16 protein-coding genes and 1 riboswitch are annotated in these 18,307 nt (G+C 53.3%); of the genes, 6 read left to right on the forward strand and 10 right to left on the reverse strand.

From position 1 onward, the window contains the following. Nucleotides 1-96 precede the first annotated feature (96 nt). Both hpf and GGR95_RS08400 read left to right on the forward strand, forming a co-directional pair. Nucleotides 97-663 (forward strand): ribosome hibernation-promoting factor, HPF/YfiA family, encoded by a 567-nt coding sequence (gene hpf, locus GGR95_RS08395; RefSeq protein ID WP_184564753.1) that lies wholly within the window; start codon nucleotides 97-99, stop codon nucleotides 661-663. 53 nt (nucleotides 664-716) lie between these two features. Then, nucleotides 717-1,181 (forward strand): PTS sugar transporter subunit IIA, encoded by a 465-nt coding sequence (locus tag GGR95_RS08400; RefSeq protein ID WP_184564755.1) that lies wholly within the window; start codon nucleotides 717-719, stop codon nucleotides 1,179-1,181. Here the strand turns inward: GGR95_RS08400 and GGR95_RS08405 are convergent. The 7 genes from GGR95_RS08405 to cysQ form a co-directional block, all read right to left on the reverse strand. Then, on the reverse strand, nucleotides 1,178-2,596 hold the full coding sequence (locus GGR95_RS08405; RefSeq protein WP_184564757.1) for a sulfotransferase family 2 domain-containing protein: 1,419 nt from the start codon (nucleotides 2,594-2,596) through the stop codon (nucleotides 1,178-1,180). The genes GGR95_RS08400 and GGR95_RS08405 overlap by 4 nt on opposite strands. A gap of 1 nt (nucleotide 2,597) precedes the next feature. Further along, nucleotides 2,598-4,301: a beta-1,6-N-acetylglucosaminyltransferase gene (locus GGR95_RS08410; protein WP_246423334.1), complete on the reverse strand. Its 1,704-nt coding sequence runs from the start codon at nucleotides 4,299-4,301 to the stop codon at nucleotides 2,598-2,600. After that, nucleotides 4,298-5,308, reverse strand: coding sequence for a glycosyltransferase family 2 protein (locus GGR95_RS08415; protein WP_184564759.1), 1,011 nt, complete (start codon nucleotides 5,306-5,308; stop codon nucleotides 4,298-4,300). The genes GGR95_RS08410 and GGR95_RS08415 overlap by 4 nt, the downstream gene beginning before the upstream one ends. Before the next feature lie 44 nt (nucleotides 5,309-5,352). Next, entirely contained in the window at nucleotides 5,353-6,576 is a 1,224-nt protein-coding gene (locus GGR95_RS08420; protein WP_184564761.1) for a glycosyltransferase family 4 protein, read from the reverse strand. 81 nt (nucleotides 6,577-6,657) lie between these two features. Further along, nucleotides 6,658-7,542: a UTP--glucose-1-phosphate uridylyltransferase GalU gene (gene galU / locus GGR95_RS08425; RefSeq protein ID WP_184564763.1), complete on the reverse strand. Its 885-nt coding sequence runs from the start codon at nucleotides 7,540-7,542 to the stop codon at nucleotides 6,658-6,660. A 184-nt stretch (nucleotides 7,543-7,726) separates the two neighbouring features. After that, entirely contained in the window at nucleotides 7,727-8,962 is a 1,236-nt protein-coding gene (locus GGR95_RS08430) for a glycosyltransferase family 2 protein (protein ID WP_184564765.1), read from the reverse strand. A gap of 31 nt (nucleotides 8,963-8,993) precedes the next feature. Beyond that, nucleotides 8,994-9,791 carry a 3'(2'),5'-bisphosphate nucleotidase CysQ gene (gene cysQ / locus GGR95_RS08435; protein ID WP_184564767.1) on the reverse strand — a complete coding sequence of 266 codons (798 nt, stop codon included), beginning with the start codon at nucleotides 9,789-9,791 and terminating at the stop codon, nucleotides 8,994-8,996. A 115-nt stretch (nucleotides 9,792-9,906) separates the two neighbouring features. On the opposite strand from cysQ, the gene GGR95_RS08440 reads away from it, so the two are divergent. Continuing rightward, nucleotides 9,907-10,734, forward strand: a complete 828-nt coding sequence (locus GGR95_RS08440) for an ABC transporter permease (protein ID WP_184564769.1) — start codon at nucleotides 9,907-9,909, stop codon at nucleotides 10,732-10,734. Nucleotides 10,735-10,824: 90 nt separating this feature from the next. Here GGR95_RS08440 and GGR95_RS08445 read toward each other — a convergent pair whose 3' ends face one another. Then, entirely contained in the window at nucleotides 10,825-11,502 is a 678-nt protein-coding gene (locus tag GGR95_RS08445) for an energy-coupling factor ABC transporter permease (RefSeq protein WP_184564771.1), read from the reverse strand. A gap of 52 nt (nucleotides 11,503-11,554) precedes the next feature. Then, nucleotides 11,555-11,705: riboswitch (cobalamin riboswitch) on the reverse strand. Between the two features lie 83 nt (nucleotides 11,706-11,788). Further along, complete coding sequence (locus GGR95_RS08450; RefSeq protein WP_246423340.1) at nucleotides 11,789-12,346, reverse strand: alpha-ketoglutarate-dependent dioxygenase AlkB; 558 nt, start codon at nucleotides 12,344-12,346, stop codon at nucleotides 11,789-11,791. A gap of 255 nt (nucleotides 12,347-12,601) precedes the next feature. Between GGR95_RS08450 and dnaK the strand changes: the two genes are divergently transcribed. The 3 genes from dnaK to radC all read left to right on the forward strand — a co-directional run bounded on the left by dnaK (nucleotide 12,602) and on the right by radC (nucleotide 16,731). Further along, nucleotides 12,602-14,521: a molecular chaperone DnaK gene (gene dnaK, locus GGR95_RS08455; RefSeq protein ID WP_184564775.1), complete on the forward strand. Its 1,920-nt coding sequence runs from the start codon at nucleotides 12,602-12,604 to the stop codon at nucleotides 14,519-14,521. 78 nt (nucleotides 14,522-14,599) lie between these two features. Next, the gene (gene dnaJ, locus GGR95_RS08460) at nucleotides 14,600-15,754 is read left to right on the forward strand and encodes a molecular chaperone DnaJ (protein WP_184564777.1); all 1,155 of its coding nucleotides are present in this window, start codon (nucleotides 14,600-14,602) and stop codon (nucleotides 15,752-15,754) included. A gap of 227 nt (nucleotides 15,755-15,981) precedes the next feature. Beyond that, entirely contained in the window at nucleotides 15,982-16,731 is a 750-nt protein-coding gene (gene radC / locus GGR95_RS08465) for a RadC family protein (protein ID WP_184564779.1), read from the forward strand. 1 nt (nucleotide 16,732) lies between these two features. Here the strand turns inward: radC and GGR95_RS08470 are convergent, their stop codons facing one another. Further along, a complete protein-coding gene (locus GGR95_RS08470; RefSeq protein WP_184564781.1) occupies nucleotides 16,733-18,301 on the reverse strand; it encodes a phosphate ABC transporter substrate-binding/OmpA family protein in 1,569 nt (522 codons plus the stop codon). Nucleotides 18,302-18,307 lie beyond the last annotated feature (6 nt).

Below are 18,307 nucleotides of genomic sequence, written 5' to 3' on the forward strand. Positions count from 1 at the left end.
CTAATGCCCACTGCCATTCCCCGTATCTAACCCAAATCGTACTGCCCGTTTCGGGCACGCCTGTTCAGGTTGGATTTTAATAATGAAGGAGAAACTATGCGGTACCAAATCAGCGGAAAGCAAATCGACATCGGCGAAGCACTGCAAACGCACGTGAAAACCGAACTGGGTGTCGTGGTAAAAAAATATGCTGAACGGCCAATTGATGCTCAGGTGATCTTCTCCAAATCAGCACATGAATACGTATGCGAGGCAACAGTCCACCTGTCGACAGGGCTGACTGCATCCGCCAAGGCCCATGCGACAGAGATTTATGCCGCCTTCGATTCATGCTGCGAAAAAATGGAAAAGCAGCTGCGCCGTTACAAACGCCGCTTGAAGGACCATCACCGCGACCGCACAGACCCGGTTGAAGTTTTGGGCGCTTCCTCATATATCCTTGCGTCAGAACAGGACACGGACGGAGACGAGCCTGATACGCTACAACCTATGATCATTGCCGAAATGCAGACAAACATCCAAACCCTGTCTGTCGGTGAAGCTGTGATGCATATGGAGCTGTCTGGTGCGCCTGTCATGGTGTTCAGAAAACAAGGTAAAGACGGGGTAAACGTCGTCTATCGCCGCGAAGACGGCAACATCGGCTGGATTGACCCAGCATAGAGACTAAGCTATGGCGCGCGCTGAGGCGCGCGCTTACAGGGATACGCTACAATATGAATTTCGCGAAACTTCTGACGCCTCGGGCGGTCAAAGTGCTATCATCAACGACCAGCAAAAAGCGGCTCCTCATCGAGCTGTCAGAGCTGGCCGAAGCAAACTATGGCCTGAAGTCTGCAGACGTTGTCGAAGCGCTGTTGGCGCGTGAAGCATTGGGCCCAACAGGTGTGGGTCGTGGCGTAGCCCTGCCTCATGCTCGACTGGATGGTATTGACGCTGTCACTGGCCTGTTTGTCTTGCTTGAAAAGCCCGTGGACTTTGGCGCAGTGGACAGACAGCCCGTGGACATCGCGTTTGCCCTGTTTGCCCCTGAAAACGCAGGCGTAGAGCACCTGAAGGCGCTTGCGCTGGTGTCCCGCACCCTGCGCGATACCAACATCTGTGCAAAGCTGCGTGCGAACCCCAGCGAAGAGACGCTTTATACAATCCTGACTGAAGCAGAAAGCGTCAAGGCCGCTTAACGCCAGCGCCCGAAGCCGAACATCATATAGTCGCGCTGGTACACATCAGCAGCCAACGCTTCAATCTCGTCGTCATAGATATCTTCCAACGCATAAGGCCCATGCAACGATGCGGGCTCTACCTGCGGCGCATCGTGATATCCAACCGCCGCTGCCAAAGCAGCCAAATCCTGAGCCAGTGTTTCCTCACGCAGAATCAAATCGGGCATCGTGAAATCACCAAACCCCTGAATAGCCTGCGCCTGCGTACACCAAGCCTGATCAACCCGCACTGCCGTCTGCCCTGCCAAATTTCCTTTGAGGAAAGTCAGAAACGCCATGAATGCCGCCCGATGTGCTGCAAGATCAATTTGGCCCTCTTCGGGCAACGGCAGCTTGTAGCGGCGTACCAACGTTCGGCGTAATTGCAAGAAACTGCCCTGCCCCGCGTTCAAAATCCGGTGGCAGAACACATCATGCGCCCTGAGGACCGGATGGCGTAGAACAGTAAAGCTTCGGTGACCTTCACTTTGGCTTTTCCACTGGCGGAGTTCTTTCTGGGTCATCTTTTGCCCCAGTTGATTCTGCTTTTCACCATCCAGCCCAGAGAGCCAACGCCGAACCTCTTGATAGGGCGCCCCAGCAACGGGCATGAACAACAGCGGCGCTTTCACACCAGTCACATAAGACGGCACATTTGCACCCCGACGCGGTTCAAAGTTGGGTGTTCGCGTCAGATCAAACCGGTCAAGCCGCGCCAAAGCAGCTTCCATTTCGGCATAATTTCCAACCTTTTCAGACAGCGGGCTGGGGTTTTGCTTTTTCAGGTTTTTGTCCAGTTCTTCCAACATTTCCGGCACACCCAGATATGTTGCAATGCCATTCATCACCTCGACGCTCTGCAAATCCTCATAGGCCACATAGAAGGCTGTCTGCCCGCTGGTTTGCAAACGGTTCATCAGTAGCAATTGGAATGCTTGGAGCGCCCCAAGATGTGCCTCAAATTCCTCTGCATCAAACATCGCCTGCGCCGCCTTGCGCGCCTTAACATCCGTCAATTTCCACTGGCCAGTTTCCTGAGCAATTTTCCAACTGACATAGCTTTCAACTGGGTTTCGGGTGAGGATGATTTTGGCACATTTCGGGTCATCCATTACCAGATCCAGCACACGCGGATCATGGTCGTGAAAATAGCGAAAACCGCCCATAGCTGAGGGATCAGCTTTGATTGCGGCCAGCAATACAGACGGGTCAGCATCCCGCATTTCCTGATCCACATCCAGAATATGTGTCGTTTTAGGGTAACCAATGAAATGCGGATTGAACGCCTCTCCATGACAAGAGATACCAGCGAAAGCATTCAGGTTCGCTTCCAGAAAGTTGGAGCCCGTGCGCATTTCTGCAAACACTACAAAACTGTCAAACCGTGCTGTCATTTCATTTCACCAGATATGGTTTACGTGGTATTTCACTATTAGAATTCGGTCCCCGTTCAACAGGGAAATCCCCCATCAAATAAGGGTGCATACCCTGATTTTTCAGGTTCTGAAGAAACTGGCCAAACCCGTGAAGATCAACCATTTTGGGCGCTTCAGACAATCGCCGAATGCGCGCCTGACCGATCTCGTCCAAAATACCCTGTAGGGGTTCCATCGGGGCTTCGATAAACTCTGCCATTGTCCAGATCCGCACACGCGCTTTCGAGAAAGGTGATCGAAGCTCATCCATTTGCTCGCTCTCGATCTTTTGCAAATTCGCAGCAATCCGCCTGATGTCCGCAAAATCCATGTTGGATCGAAACAAGGGCACAGACCAAGCGCCTGTAATCACGGAAATCTGCGCGTTCGGGTCTTTTGCAAGCCCCCAGTTAATCTTTTGATTGTCCATTGGACCGAACTGAAAACACTGCCGCTCTCCACGGGTGTTCCAAATCAGGTTGGTCAGGAACCCCTTCGGATCATAATCACGCAGCAACGCACTATCGCTAAGCGCACCATTTAATGTTTCCTGAGAGTCGCCAAAATGAACGCGGTCCGGCGCGAACAGATGGCCGTGCACCCGTGCGCCTGTGGCATTGTGCAACCAAGCCTCAAAATTCTCAAACAACTCGGAAAAGCCCTGAAAAACAGAGAACTCCGATGCCGTCACACCGTTTTCCCAATCCTGATTGGGGAACCGGCTTTGCATATATAGCCCTGACCGGCCTCGCGTCCGCCGCTCCACCGCTTTGGCAAAAATGCGGTCGATCTTTCCCGGGTTAGGTTCCGTGCGTTTCATCGCACCGGCAGCATCGGTCAAAAACGCCTCATACAACCGCTCTGCATGCGGCCATATTTTCCGCGCGACAAAGCAATCCGACCGTCGCAACAACTGCAAATGGTCATCATAGAAAATATGGGGCTTTCCTTGAAAGTCGAACTTTGACAGCGTCAGCGAGCGGCTTTCGATATTGGTGGAATATAGGCGCGATAGCGTTTGGAAATAGCTTTCGTCCGGAATCCACACATTTTTGAAATACCTGTCATATCTAGACCGCTCGGGGTCTTGCAGAATCGCCGATAATGTTTGCCGTGTCAGGCACCACCACTGCGACCCCATATGGGGCACCAACAATTTGGGTATCCGCCGCTGCAACCCAATTTTCCGTTGGATATTAACCGCTTTATCAAAGAGATAACGTTGCCGCTTCCATGAGAACGGGAACCGCATGGTAAACCGCTCGGCATCCAACCCGCCCACAGTCCATGGAACATCAGCCGTTGTTGCGCTCTCAATGAAATCCGTGCGCGGCCTGTCAGACAGATAATCGATCAGCTCGTGCACAGGGCGCAGCGGCAAACACGAACCCGAAGCAAGATAGACATGCCGCACGTCTGGAAAGCTGGCCAGCATCAACTCGGACACGGCCTGCGATGCGGCAACGATACCCCACGTGCCCCACTCACAGCGGTACCTTTTGCTGAACAAGACATTGGGCACATCAGCCAGCGAACGTACAAGATTGTCGTAGATATCTTTGGGCACATTTCGGTCAACATGGATGGCCACAGGCACATCTGATGCCGCCCAATGCCGCGCCACTTGTTCGGCCCGTCCCAGCGCATTATGCACCAGCATTGCCACACCCAACGACGCGGTCATGCCCAGTTCCCCTTTGACATCAGACCCAAAATTTCCAACTGACGCCAATTGATGTATCGTTCGCTCCACTTACACCATAACTGCGGGTTTTCCTTTACCCGTTCGGCATAGGCTTTGTACTCGACCGAACCAGCGTAATGTTGGTTGCGGGACAGCTCTTCGGCTGCCTTGGCGCCAAAGGTGTCAATAAACTTCGCATGCAGCAATACGCCGCTGGCTTTTTCGCCGCCCCATTCATCATAAACTTGGTTTAGCCCGCGTGGCAGCAGCATGTGGGTTGAGCTAACGTAGACATAATTTTTGTCCCATTTAACCAATGGCACCTTATTCAGCGCCGGTGCCTTTGCCGGTTCATCCCGAAAGAACACGCGCGCCCGCGGCCCTCCCTGTATCCACAGGTTGGCAAACCTCCCGTTACGCGCCATCGTATAATTGCCGCTATCAAACCACGATGCGATCTCAATCGGGTTGTCCCCGCTTTGGTACGGTTGCTCGTCCAACCGCCCCTTCGGATACATGTCCAACAACATCGCCGAAAACGATTTAATAGATGACGCATCCAACCAATCAGTCAGCGCACGCAAAGGGCGCGTATCGCAGAACGGGTAAACCAGAAATTCATCTGGATCGACGGTCAATGTCCAATGGCCATGCCCGTACTTACGCTGCAACCAGTTCAGCCAATCCACCCCGAAACGAGACCGACGATAACTGGCACGTGTAAACCACACAGAGACATCAGGCTGCTTTTTAAGATACTCCAGCGCACCATCGTCGCTATCATTGTCCACAAAGAAGAAATGATTCACACCTTGCTTACGGTAGTAATCAAGAAAATAGGCCAAGCGGACTTTTTCATTTCGCTGGGTACAGAACAACAAAATATCGTCGGGCCGAATTTGATCGGTCCGGTCCACAACGCACTTCAATTCACGCCGCTTACGAAAGGCCCGAATACGCCAACGTTTCCGTTGAAGTCTCAGGCGATATGATCGGAACGCACCCAAACGCTTCCCTCTACTTTTGGTCAGTCAGCCTTCCTGCACGCCTATCAGGTAAAACTTAATACAACCTTGAAATGCGCCGCCCAAGTTGGCGCTTCAAAATCATGAACCCGAAGCGTATCCCGAGCCTGTTTAGACCAGTCTGATATCTTGCTTTCCCAGATAGTTACCGATGAATGGTCTAGATAAACAGCGCTATCAGCAAGAATTTCCCTAAATGTCATTATATTGCTGCACAAGACAGGTGTCCCCAACTGGAGAGCCTCAACAGCAGGTAATCCAAAACCCTCAGCATGACTGGGAAACAGCAACGCCTGCGCGCCCTGGATCAATGCAGATAGCGCCCCGTCGCTTAACCCCGACAGTTCACGCACCCGCGCATTTGTGCCCAGCGCATCCAGCCGCGCAAAGACCGCGTCATTGTTCCAACCACGGCCACCACAGATCAATAGCATAGGCGCATCAGGACCCAGATTCTCCCAAACGTCCAACAATAACGCATGGTTTTTACGCGGCTCAATTGTACCGACCGTGATGAAATAGGGGGGCTCAACAGTAGCAACGGCAGGCAAATCAATTACATCGGTCGCCTGTGCTATTACCCCCAAGTGCGAAACAATACCCCTAGGCACTGCACCCCATTTTGCCAGCACCTGCTCGGTCCTTTGCTGCGTATCTTTCGAATTATAGATAATCAGATCAGCATGCAGCCCCACGCGCTGCATTTTTCTCTCAAAAATATCTACAGTACCTGCCCGTTGGTATTGTGGATATTCCAGCGGAATCACATCGTGTATCAATATAGAAATCTGCGCGTCAGGTATTGCCCTTACCGCACCCAGAACCCTCTGTGTCAGATTGCTATGACCCGTATTTAAATAGGCTGTCCCAGCAGGCAAATGCCTGTGCAACATCCTTGCAAGCCCCCGCGGCAAACTTCGTGCTACAGCGAGTTTGCGCGCATCGGTCAATGCACAGCGGGCCGCATCTGGCATCCCCCGCAGCAAACGCGACAATAGAACAGGCGAGGAAGATTGAGCGGCACCAGTCAGGCGTTTGTGGAATTCAAGAAGTCCTGCATGATCCAGCAGAACATACCCTAGCGGCGTCCGTGCCAAACCCCAGACAGGTTCGTCCCGCGCAACCAATTCGGCCATATAGGCCAGTTCGACCCGGTCCACCCCGGTCCATACACGTCCCGCCCGCCGCAGCAGGCGGGTAAAATCCAACAAGCGCGCTGGAGGGGATATCTTATGCGAAGCAATGCTCAATCAGATATCCCCCCAAGCGTCAGTTAAGATCTTCGGCAAAGCCGCCGAGCCGCGCAAGCACTTCACGGCTCGTAAGTGATCTTAGCTCAAATGTGGAACAATTTCTTTCAGGTAAGCCGCAAGATCATCTCTCAGCTCTGAACGGGCAAGGCCATAAGACACTGTCGCCTGCAAGAACCCAGATTTAGAACCACAATCGAAACGCTGCCCCTCAAACCGGAAACCGTGAACCTTGCGGCCCTTTTTCAGATCCGCTGCAATCGCGTCTGTCAGCTGGATTTCCCCACCTGCACCTTCCTTCATTTTGTCGAGGTTCTTTAGAACCGTAGGCGACAAAATATAACGACCAATCACAGCAAAGTTTGAGGGCGATTCTTCCGCCTTGGGTTTCTCAACCATACCTTTGACATCCAGCAGTTTCTGGCCATCATCATCTACATCAAGAATACCATAAGACGAGGTCTTGTCCGGAGAGACCTCCATCGCGGCAACCATGTTCCCGCCCGTCTCTGCATATGCTTCGACCATTTGCTGCAAACATGGCTTTTCAGCGGAAATCACATCATCAGGCAAGATCACCGCAAACGGCTTGTCCCCGATCAGACGCCGTGCACACCATACAGCATGCCCCAAACCCAACGCCTTGTGCTGGCGGACATAGGCAATCTGACCGCTGTCCATATTGGTCTGCTCAAGGACTTCAAGCAGGTCATGCTTGCCCTTGCGGCGCAACTCTTCTTCTAGGTTCGGCGCCAGATCAAAATAATCCTCAAGTGCACCTTTACCGCGCGACGTTACAAAGATGAATTCTGTAATCCCTGCCGCACGCGCTTCATCGATCGCGTATTGGATCAAAGGACGGTCAACCAGCGTCATAATCTCTTTTGGTACGGATTTGGTTGCTGGCAAAAATCGAGTGCCCATGCCTGCAACAGGAAAAATAGCCGTTGTTACTTTGTTACCCATAAACTCTATCGCTGCCTTATGTCTTAATTAGAATGTCAATTGTTCAATTTATACAGAGAGCACAACGGAGAGAGTTTCCTGAAATTCCCCCGAAGCTATCTGTTTCCATTTATTGCCTAATAGTGGCGCAAATATGTCTACTTGTGACCGCCAGCATTTGCAACATTAGCGTTTCTAACTACTGTCAGCCACCGAAATGACCACGCACTAACGCCGTGCGCGTTCTCTCGCGCATGCTACGGCGGCCAAAGCTGTTGAAGCGAAACACAGGGTCATCTCGATCTGCCCGACCAAACAAACCTCCCCTCTGTACCCAAACACCCTGTTCGTTAAAAGAAACACGGTGAAAAAGGGTTGTTCTGGATAAAATCAGAACCGTTTCAATACGTCCCGCGGCCACACGCGCAGCGGCGCTCCGCAGGGCCGCCCCTCCCTTCAATCCGCGCATTGCGGTAAAGGATGCCTGACGTGGCAATACCGCGACAGGGCGAAACGGCTCGGCCGCATGTCTGGGTAAACGGCTGCCTCCTAGGCGACGCTCCAGTCCTTCAGCGTATCCGTCCATCAACCGCTTCATCAGACGGCGTACATCACGCGGCTCCAACCCGCCTGTCACCATGTGCCGCAACAGCCGTTGCCTCTCAGACGCGCATCGCGCATCCCAATGTGCGGCATGTTGATCTTCGGGGATATGCTTACGTTGAAAAACCGCCCAACTTGCGCCGATCTCATACAAATCGCGCGGCACGCGATCATCGCGGCGTGTCGCGCTTGCCGCAAAGCCATGATGCACCTGAGCAAGGGGCGCCAACGCTGTCAAATGACCTGCACGCGCCAGTCGCATGTTTAAATCCGTCTCGTCCAGATAAAACCGGAAGGCAGGATCAAACCCATCCATCTCAATCAGCACATCGCGCCGAAACGCCATATTCGTGCCTTCTGTCTTGATCGCCCGCCCCTCTGGGGGAGTCAGTACTGTAGCCTGCAGCGGATCTATATCCAACTCCTGCGGCAACCCTTGCGCATCCAACGAACGCGCTTTGTATTGAAAACTGATGCCATTACGGCCCCGCACATACCCCCCCATTGCAGCCACATCATTTTGGGCTGCGGGGGCGACCAGATGGCGTAGCCATTGCGGCTCTGGCACAGCGTCATCGTCAATAAACGCAACGATTTCACCTGCGGCATGAACCAGCCCGAGATTGCGCGCAGCCGAGATATTTGCCTTGTCAAATGCAATCCATTTTATATCCGGCAAGATGCCCGCCCCTTCGGCCACCTTCATGCCTTCGGCGCAGGCGACAACCACAACCTCAAAGGGATCGTATTGCAACTGCGCAATACCCAAAAGGCAGCGGCGCAGCGCATCGGGGCGGGCACGGCTGACAACAATCACACTGACTGTCAGATCACTCATCACATGCCCGCCCCCTTACAGAATGCACTATTTATGCGTCTTTCAGATTAACACCTTGAGCATAAGCAATGAAAAACGGGTTTGCGTAATCCGCTTTTCCGTAGGTCAGCGGACTATGATCGTCAAAACGGATCACATCCCCACCTGCACCTTTCAGAACAGCATGACCTGCCGCTGTATCCCACTCCATTGTGCGGCCCACGCGCGGGTAAATATCGGCCTCACCCGTCGCAACCAGACAGAACTTGAGCGAAGAGCCCGCGCTTTTCATGTCCTTAACGCTGTATTTACCAATATAATCATCCGTTGCCTGATCGCGGTGCGATTTGCTGGCGACAACCATCAGTGCGGAATTATCTGGCTTAGAGACTGATATAGCCGTTGTTGGCCCAACAGCATCCTTGTCAAACGCGCCTGTCTCTTCAACGGATTGACCATCCGCAGTGGTGAAAAACATCCGGTTCTTTGCAGGGGCATAAACAACGCCGCGCGTGGGAACGCCCCCCTCAACCAAAGCGATGTTCACCGTAAAATCACCACGACGGTGAATGAATTCTTTTGTACCATCCAGCGGGTCAACGATCAGAAAGGTATCACCTGTTGTGCTATGAGTGGCTGATTGCTCCTCTGTCACCAACATCACGTCAGGGAATGCAGCACGCAGGCCATCGGAAATTATCTTATCCGCGGCTTCGTCAGCGGCGGTCACAGGGCTGTCATCAGACTTGGACTTAACCTCAAAGTCATCCTGACCGTAAATTTCCATGATCTTGTCGCCCGCTTCCAGCGATAGTCTCCGCATTACCTGCGTCAGTTTTTCGTAATCCATGCCCAACTCCTGCCATGCTTTGTTGATATCAACTCAGAACATCTTATGATGATGTTGTAACGGATCATCAAGAATTCCGTGCAACAGTGGTCGCATCCGCAAGGCAGTAATTAATATGTTCCAACCCATCCGTAGAAATCATTCATCCCTGACCACCGTTTTGACGATGCTAGAGCTGATTTATCACTCTATCGTGCGTTCTGTTCGAAAAGGCCATAATAACGCCTTTATGGCGATCGGAACCAACATCCTTCAATCCGTCATTTTTGTGATGGCGTTTTATGTGATGTTCTCGATTTTAGGATTGCGGGGCGGTGCAGGCATACGCGGTGATTTTCTTGTCTATATCATGTCGGGGATTTTTCTGTACATGTCCCACACAAAGGCGCTGAGTGCCGTTGTCGGGTCTGAAGGACCGGCAAGCCCGATGATGCAACACGCACCAATGAATACGATCATCTCTATCTGCTCGGCGGCTTTGGGCGCGTTATACATTCAGGTGTTGTCTTTGGGGCTTATCCTATTTGTCTACCACGTAGCCTTTGTTCCCCTGGAAATAGAACAACCTGCAGCCGCCTTTGCCATGCTTTTGCTCGCATGGTTCACTGGGGGCGCTCTGGGATTGGTTTTACTTGCCGTAAAGCCTTGGTTTCCTACAGCTGTCGGCGTCATCTCTACCATTTATCAGCGCGCCAACATGATCGCTTCTGGAAAGATGTTCGTGGCCAACACGCTCCCCAGTTTTATGCTGGCTATGTTTGACTGGAACCCGCTCTTTCACACCATTGATCAAGCACGCGGCTTTGCTTTCCTGAACTACAATCCTCGGTATAGTGATCCGATGTATGCCTTATGGGTCGGCTTGGTCCTTGTGATGGTCGGCCTCATGGGCGAATTCTACACCCGCCGCCATGCTTCCATCAGCTGGAGCGCGCGACGATAGCCCCTCGGCGCTCAGTATCCCTATACGGAAATTTACTGAATGAGTGAGGGTTGTGGCACAACACGCGCCACAACCCCCTGCATCTTGCGCCTAGGACGCACTATGCAGGCGCTGTGTAAACACGCCTTTGTCGGTTAACGCCTGCAAGCTCTTAGCCCCCGCAAGAGCCGCAAGATCAACCACGGGTTCTATCAAAATCACCAAAAGATACGCCGCGCCAAAGCCGGCCACCGCCGCAAGGTTATCAACCCCAACGCCTTGGCCATACGTCGCCCAAAAGGCCACCCAAACCACAACGCCGCCCTGATAGACCGCCGACATTTTCAACACATCCCTATAACGCAAGTCGACATAGGCCGTCGTTTTGGGGATGACCTTCTTAGCCAATGCATCCACGGCAAATAGTGGAAACAGCAGCGTCGAGACATTGACGAAATACATCGGCACATCCGACGGAGCAAACAAGAGGCCTTGGATCGCCAGACCGCCCGCAAGGCCAATTGTTGCGGGCCCCGATCCAAGAAGTAAGAATAATGTCGTCCCGAGGATCAGATGCACCTCGGATATGCCGACAGCGAAATGCGGTAATACCTCAAAAAAGATAAAAACCCCCACAGCGGCAATCACTGAGCGCAAACCAAAAGAGACAGCGGAGTGCGTCCTTAGATCCTCGTTAATCAGTTTCAGTGAATAGCCCGCAGCGACTGCTGCGGTTCCGTAAGCGAAGACCATTTTTGCGCCGTCAACGACGCCTGGTTCGATATGCATAGTAGAATTCCTTCCGCGTCCACCCGACGCTGATAAAGGGCCGGAATATCCCGGCGGTTACGTTGAGATGGCTGGTATTCTGACTTGCAGTTTGGGGCGCCTTAGCCGTTCAGCTGCTTACAGTTGCGGGGGCAGTCCAAGTTTCTCACTTGGTTCCCAATTAAGACCGTCTCACAACGGCCACCATCAAAAGTAACTCTACTTGATTTGAGCAGCGTGGCAAGGCGCAACTACTACGCCAGACACTTGAAATCACACCACAAACCTGTGGTCATTCAGTCAACATTCACTGCACCACGCGCAGCGTCAAATTCAGCCGCCCGCCTTTCGGCAGCAGCTTGGACGACCCCGCCCTGATCCTATCCACTCCGTGATAAGCACGCCGCGCTTCGCCACCCATCACCACCACATCCCCGGATTTCAGCCACATACTCTCGGTCTTGCCGCCACGTGTGACATTACCCATGCGAAACAGTCCCTCATCCCCCAGCGATATTGACACCACAGGCCACTGCATATCCGCCTCGTCACGGTCTTGGTGTAGGCCCATCTTGGCCTCGGCCCCATAATAGTTGACCAAACAACACTCCGGCTGCCGCTCCAACCCCGTCAAACTCTGCCAAATATCCAACACATCAGCGGGAATCGCAGGCCACGTTTTGCCCGATGGATGACGCTCCGCATAACGATAGCCGTCTTTATCCGAAATCCAGCCATATTGACCCGCCGCCGTCATCCGTACCAACATCGGCTTGCCATTCGGCATCTCGGGGCGAAAGAACGGCACCTGCGCAACAACACCCCGCACAGCCGCCAAAACTGTCCGTTGCGCCGCGACATCCAGATACTCGGAATGGATTTCGAACCCTTTCACCGAAAATTTCACCGCTCGTCCCCTGTTTTCGATCAATTTTCAGGATTTATGCCTGATTCATGCCATCTTGGTGTACGCCAAGGTTGCAGCACCGCAACCCCCTCACTATATACCCATCGAACTGCTGGAAACGCCCTGTTTCCAGCATCAACCGGATCGGGGCAAGGTGCCATAAAGGGCCTTCGCCTCGTGTAATCGCCTTGAGCTAAATGAGGGATCGAAAATATGGCCAAAGTAATTGGTATTGACCTTGGAACAACAAACTCCTGTATCGCAATCATGGACGGCAGCCAGCCCCGCGTTATTGAAAACGCGGAAGGTGCGCGTACTACGCCATCTATCGTTGCATTTACAGATGACGAGCGCCTTGTAGGCCAGCCGGCAAAACGTCAGGCCGTCACCAACCCTGAAAACACTATCTTTGGTGTTAAACGTCTCATCGGCCGTCGCAACGACGATGCGGATCTGGCCAAAGACAAAAAGAACCTGCCCTTCAACGTGATTGATGGCGGCAATGGCGACGCATGGGTGCAAGCCAAAGGTGAGAAATACTCCCCTTCACAAATCTCTGCATTCATCCTCGGCAAGATGAAAGAAACAGCTGAGTCGTATCTCGGCGAAGAAGTGACACAGGCGGTTATCACCGTGCCTGCTTACTTCAACGACGCACAGCGTCAGGCCACCAAAGACGCAGGCAAAATTGCCGGTCTCGAAGTGCTGCGTATCATCAACGAACCAACTGCGGCCGCTTTGGCCTACGGTCTGGACAAAGAAAACACACAAACCATCGCGGTCTATGACCTTGGTGGCGGTACATTTGACGTAACCATCCTCGAAATCGACGATGGCCTGTTCGAAGTAAAATCCACCAACGGCGATACATTCCTCGGCGGTGAAGACTTTGACATGCGCATCGTGAACTACCTCGCGGGTGAGTTCAAAAAAGAGCACAACGTTGACCTGACACAAGATAAAATGGCCCTTCAGCGTCTGAAAGAAGCTGCTGAAAAAGCCAAAATCGAACTGTCGTCTTCCTCACAAACCGAGATCAACCAACCGTTCATCTCGATGGGCGCAAACGGCCAGCCGCTGCACATGGTTATGAAAATGACCCGCGCCAAGCTGGAAACGCTTGTTGGTGATCTGATCAAATCCTCGATGAAACCTTGTGCCGCCGCGCTCAAGGATGCGGGCCTGACGGCTGCGGACATCGACGAAGTTGTTCTGGTTGGCGGTATGACCCGCATGCCGCGCGTGATCGAAGAAGTGACCAAGTTCTTTGGCAAAGAGCCACACAAAGGTGTGAACCCTGACGAAGTTGTTGCGCTGGGCGCGGCCATTCAGGCCGGTGTTCTGCAAGGCGACGTAAAAGACGTGGTTCTGCTGGATGTGACACCTCTGTCCTTGGGTATCGAAACCCTCGGCGGTGTGTTCACACGTTTGATCGACCGCAACACAACCATCCCAACGAAGAAGAGCCAAGTCTTCTCGACTGCGGAAGACAACCAGAACGCCGTAACCATCCGCTGTTTCCAAGGTGAGCGCGAAATGGCTGCGGACAACAAAATTCTGGGTGCTTTCAACCTCGAATCGATCCCGCCTGCCCCACGCGGCATGCCACAGATCGAAGTGACCTTCGACATCGATGCAAACGGTATCGTATCCGTCGGCGCGATGGACAAAGGCACAGGCAAAGAACAGAAAATCACCATCCAAGCTTCTGGTGGTCTGTCCGATGCCGACATCGAGAAAATGGTTCAAGACGCTGCTGACAACGCCGATGCGGATAAAGAACGCCGCTCGCTGATCGAAGCGAAAAACCAAGCCGAGAGCCTCATCCACTCGACAGAAAAAGCTGTGGAAGAGCACTCTGACAAGGTTGATCCGACAACCGTCGAAGCGATCGAATTGGCAATTGCCGCCCTGAAAGACGATCTGGAAACAGAAAATGCCGACAAAATCAAATCCGGCATCCAGAACGTCACCGAAGCTTCTATGAAGCTGGGTGAAGCCATCTACAAAAACGCGCAAGACGCGAACGAAGATGACATGGCAGCCGCCGCTGACGAAGCTCCGAATGGGGCAGGCGATGATGATATCGTCGACGCAGACTTCGAAGACCTCGACAACGACAAACGCGGATAAATTCGCAGTTTGGAACCATGACAGGGCCGGTCCGATCAGACGGGCCGGCCCTTCACGTTCCAGAAAGAGGTAATTCTTATGGCAAAACGTGACTATTACGAGATTCTCGGCGTCGCCAAAGGCGCGTCTGCCGACGAGATCAAAAAGGGCTATCGTGTAAAAGCGAAAGAACTGCACCCAGACCGCAACAAAGACCGTCCCGAGGCCGAAGGCCTATTCAAAGAGGCCAATGAGGCCTACGAAGTTCTCAAAGACGCAGAAAAGAAAGCTGCTTATGACCGTTATGGTCATGCAGCATTCGAAGGCGGAATGGGCGGCGGTGGACGTCCTGGCGGCGGCATGGGCGGCGGACAAGGTGACTTCTCTTCTGCCTTCTCCGATGTCTTTGACGACCTGTTTGGTGACTTCATGGGCGGACGTGGCCAGCAAGGCGGCGGTCGACGCGCTGCACGCGGCTCTGATCTGCGCTACAACCTGCGGATTTCTCTCGAAGAAGCTTTCGCTGGCATGCAGAAGTCGATCAACGTGCCAACATCGGTCAGTTGTGGATCATGTAGTGGGTCCGGTGCCGAAGGTGGCGCAGAGCCAACCACCTGCCCAACCTGTTCGGGCATGGGTAAAGTACGCGCGCAACAAGGTTTCTTCACCGTTGAACGCAGCTGTCCTACCTGCTCTGGCATGGGTCAGATTATTAAAAACCCATGTAAAACCTGCCGTGGTGCAGGACGTGTGGAAAAAGACCGCTCGCTTTCCGTTAACATCCCCGCTGGTGTTGAAACGGGCACGCGCATCCGCCTTGCAGGCGAAGGCGAAGCAGGTATGCGCGGCGGTCCTTCCGGCGATCTATACATCTTCATTGAGGTGAAAGAACACGAGTTGTTCGAGAGGGACGGGCCAAACCTGTTCTGCCGCGTTCCCGTAACCATGGGCAACGCCGCCCTAGGCGGCAGTATCGAAGTCCCCACAATTGATGGGGGCCGTGGCCGTGTATCGGTTCCGGCAGGCAGTCAATCCGGGCGTCAAATGCGCCTGCGCGGCAAAGGCATGCCCCATCTGCGCGGCGGTACAACTGGCGATATGATCATCGAACTGGCGGTTGAAACCCCAGTGAACCTGACCAGCCGCCAAAAGGAACTGCTGCGCGAATTCGAGGAACTTTCTGAAGAGAATAATCCCGAAGGCAGCAGCTTCTTTTCCTCCGTCAAATCCTTCTGGGATTCGATGAAAGGCTGAAACCGAAAATAACCGGCGGGCTTTAACGGGCCCGCCGGCTCCTTTTCCTTTCACCGCAAAATTCACTTCCATGCCCCCAACGATTCGCATCAACTATGTTGAACTGCGTCTCCTTTACCTGTGCAAAGCCGGTGCCGCGTCGGTGTACACATGGTGTACAGCTTGCACACGTTGGCTTTGGCCTATCGTTAACCAGAATCTAACCAATCCCGTTGCACGCTCTCGCTATGAACGCATTCAACGAACAGTCACTCCCATTCCTGCTAGACGATGCACAGCCCACAGTGGCTGTCAGCGGCAAGCAGCCCTCTTACATCACGGATCACCGTCAACGTTTACGCGCCCGTTTCATGAGTGGTGGAGCAGCCGCGCTGCCCGAATATGAACTGTTAGAATTGGTTCTGTTCCGCGCCATTCCGCGACGGGATGTCAAACCGCTGGCACATGCATTGATGGGGCATTTTGGTGATTTTAATCGTGTCATCGCCGCCCCAGAAACCCGTCTGCGCGAGGTTTCTGGCGTAGGCGACGCTGTGATCCTTGAATTGAAAATCGTTGAGGCAGCAGCCCACCGCATGGCGCGATCCCGCATCATGCAACAACCGGTTTTATCCAGCTGGGATGCCCTATTGGACTATTGCCATACCACGATGGCACACCGAGAAACCGAACAGTTTCGCGTGCTCTATCTGGACCGTAAAAATGTGCTTATCGCTGATGAAGAACAGGCCAAAGGCACGGTTGATCACGTCCCCGTTTACCCCAGAGAGGTCGCAAAGCGCGCTTTAGAACTAAATGCCTCTGCCATCATACTGGTCCATAATCACCCGTCGGGCGACCCGACACCTTCCCCCTCTGACATCGAGATGACCAACCGCGTCAATGCCGCCTGTAAAGCATTGGATTTAACTTTGCATGATCATCTTATCATTGGGAAATGCCAAGAACTTAGTTTTCGTTCCGAAGGCTATCTGTAGGTTATTGCACCCAAATTTCTACACGACGGTTGGCCCGTTGGCCCCATGTGCTTTCGTCACAGGCCATCGGCATCGCTTCACCAAACGCATCAACCCCCAGCTCGACACGCTCCAGATTACCCGCTACCGCAGCTTCTTTCACCGCACGCAAAACCGCATCAGCACGCCGCAGCGCAATGTCTCTGTTCGCGTCGGCAGCGCCGTTCCCATCGCTAAAGCCCACAAACAGCAAGCGCCGCGCATCGTACTGGCCCACTTCCAACGCCCGTGCCAACTGCTGCACATTTGAGCGAGATTGCGCATCAAGACGAATGGACCCCGCCTCAAAGCGGAAAGACGTACTTAGGCGTGACATGGGCGTCAATGTCGCGGTCATACGTTGCAACTCACCTAGGCTGACCTCGGTGCCCGCATTCGCAATTGCATTCGCAAAGCGGTTGCCTTGATGCTCAACCTCAATCTCTTCTGGTGTTTGATCCACAAAACCGGAACGCCGGATCACAATCTGCGCAGCGGGGCCACGGGTAAACGCCAAAAATTCTCGTGCAATCTGTGGTAATCGGCGGGCTGGAAAATACAGGAACATCGGCGCCGTAAGGGGGTAATCTTCTGTCTTAATCGTGCGACGTGAGGCTTCCATCGAGAACCCGCAGCTTCCAGTAAGCATCAAATCCTGCGTGTTTCCCCGATCTGCATAACTGGTCAAACCCAGTGCAAATGTATCAGCAGCCACAGCTTGCGCCAGATCTGCCAGCATCGCATGGCGCGTGCCACCATCTGCCAATATTTTCAGCCCATCTGGGACCAATAACTGATCCGCAATCGCTTGGCTCAGACCTGACCCTTCAGCGGGTAGATGCAGACTGATCGGCACATCAGGTCCGCCAAGTGATTTCCAGTTGGTGATACGTCCTGCCAACACCTGCGCCAGCTTGTTAGGTGAGATACCCCTCACCGGATTGCTACCAGACACCACAGGCACGATCGCATCAAGGGCTAGAACCCGGCTTCGGTTAAGGCCAGTCATATCGCCCAACCCCGCCTCTCGGGCGCGGCTTCTCTCATCAGGGCGAATTTCGCGTAAAGACATCACAATGTCTGCTTCATCGGCCAGAAGATCGGCGAAACCTTCATCGGTATTCGTCACGCGAAATTGGAAACGCGCAGCGAGCTTACCATCATCAATTCGGTAGATAAGGTAGGCAAAGCTCTCCGGCTTATCGCCTTTGATGCGTTCCGCCCGATACCCATTCTTTTGTGAAAATGCCTCGATAAGGGCCGGCATCACCACCGCACCCAAGCTAGGGGCACCCGATATCTGAAGCTCGGCAACGTAGTCCTGCAAATCAGGACACGCAGGGCCTTCACAAAGTACGCCAGAGCTGTCGATCGTCAGCTCTCCGTAATCGGTTTCGACCCGATAGAACTCGCCATCAAATCCAAGCAGCATCCCACTCAGCTCTACCTTGCTATCGCGAGAGGTAAGCGTGATGTCCTGCGCCATGACGGGCAGGGGTGTTCCAAAAAGAAAAAGTGCGGCGAAAACCGCCGCACATATTACTTTTGTCATGTGACC

The organism is Sulfitobacter undariae, from assembly GCF_014196805.1.
Classification (GTDB): Bacteria; Pseudomonadota; Alphaproteobacteria; order Rhodobacterales; family Rhodobacteraceae; genus Sulfitobacter; species Sulfitobacter undariae.

Excerpts from the sequence above, each read along its gene's own strand:
- hpf (WP_184564753.1), top strand. The coding sequence starts at position 97 with ATGCGGTACCAAATCAGCGGAAAGCAAATCGACATCGGCGAAGCACTG.
- GGR95_RS08400 (WP_184564755.1), top strand. The coding sequence starts at position 717 with ATGAATTTCGCGAAACTTCTGACGCCTCGGGCGGTCAAAGTGCTATCA.
- GGR95_RS08405 (WP_184564757.1), bottom strand. The coding sequence starts at position 2,596 with ATGACAGCACGGTTTGACAGTTTTGTAGTGTTTGCAGAAATGCGCACG.
- GGR95_RS08410 (WP_246423334.1), bottom strand. The coding sequence starts at position 4,301 with ATGACCGCGTCGTTGGGTGTGGCAATGCTGGTGCATAATGCGCTGGGA.
- galU (WP_184564763.1), bottom strand. The coding sequence starts at position 7,542 with ATGGGTAACAAAGTAACAACGGCTATTTTTCCTGTTGCAGGCATGGGC.
- GGR95_RS08430 (WP_184564765.1), bottom strand. The coding sequence starts at position 8,962 with ATGAGTGATCTGACAGTCAGTGTGATTGTTGTCAGCCGTGCCCGCCCC.
- cysQ (WP_184564767.1), bottom strand. The coding sequence starts at position 9,791 with ATGGATTACGAAAAACTGACGCAGGTAATGCGGAGACTATCGCTGGAA.
- GGR95_RS08440 (WP_184564769.1), top strand. The coding sequence starts at position 9,907 with ATGTTCCAACCCATCCGTAGAAATCATTCATCCCTGACCACCGTTTTG.
- GGR95_RS08445 (WP_184564771.1), bottom strand. The coding sequence starts at position 11,502 with ATGCATATCGAACCAGGCGTCGTTGACGGCGCAAAAATGGTCTTCGCT.
- dnaK (WP_184564775.1), top strand. The coding sequence starts at position 12,602 with ATGGCCAAAGTAATTGGTATTGACCTTGGAACAACAAACTCCTGTATC.
- dnaJ (WP_184564777.1), top strand. The coding sequence starts at position 14,600 with ATGGCAAAACGTGACTATTACGAGATTCTCGGCGTCGCCAAAGGCGCG.
- radC (WP_184564779.1), top strand. The coding sequence starts at position 15,982 with ATGAACGCATTCAACGAACAGTCACTCCCATTCCTGCTAGACGATGCA.
- GGR95_RS08470 (WP_184564781.1), bottom strand. The coding sequence starts at position 18,301 with ATGACAAAAGTAATATGTGCGGCGGTTTTCGCCGCACTTTTTCTTTTT.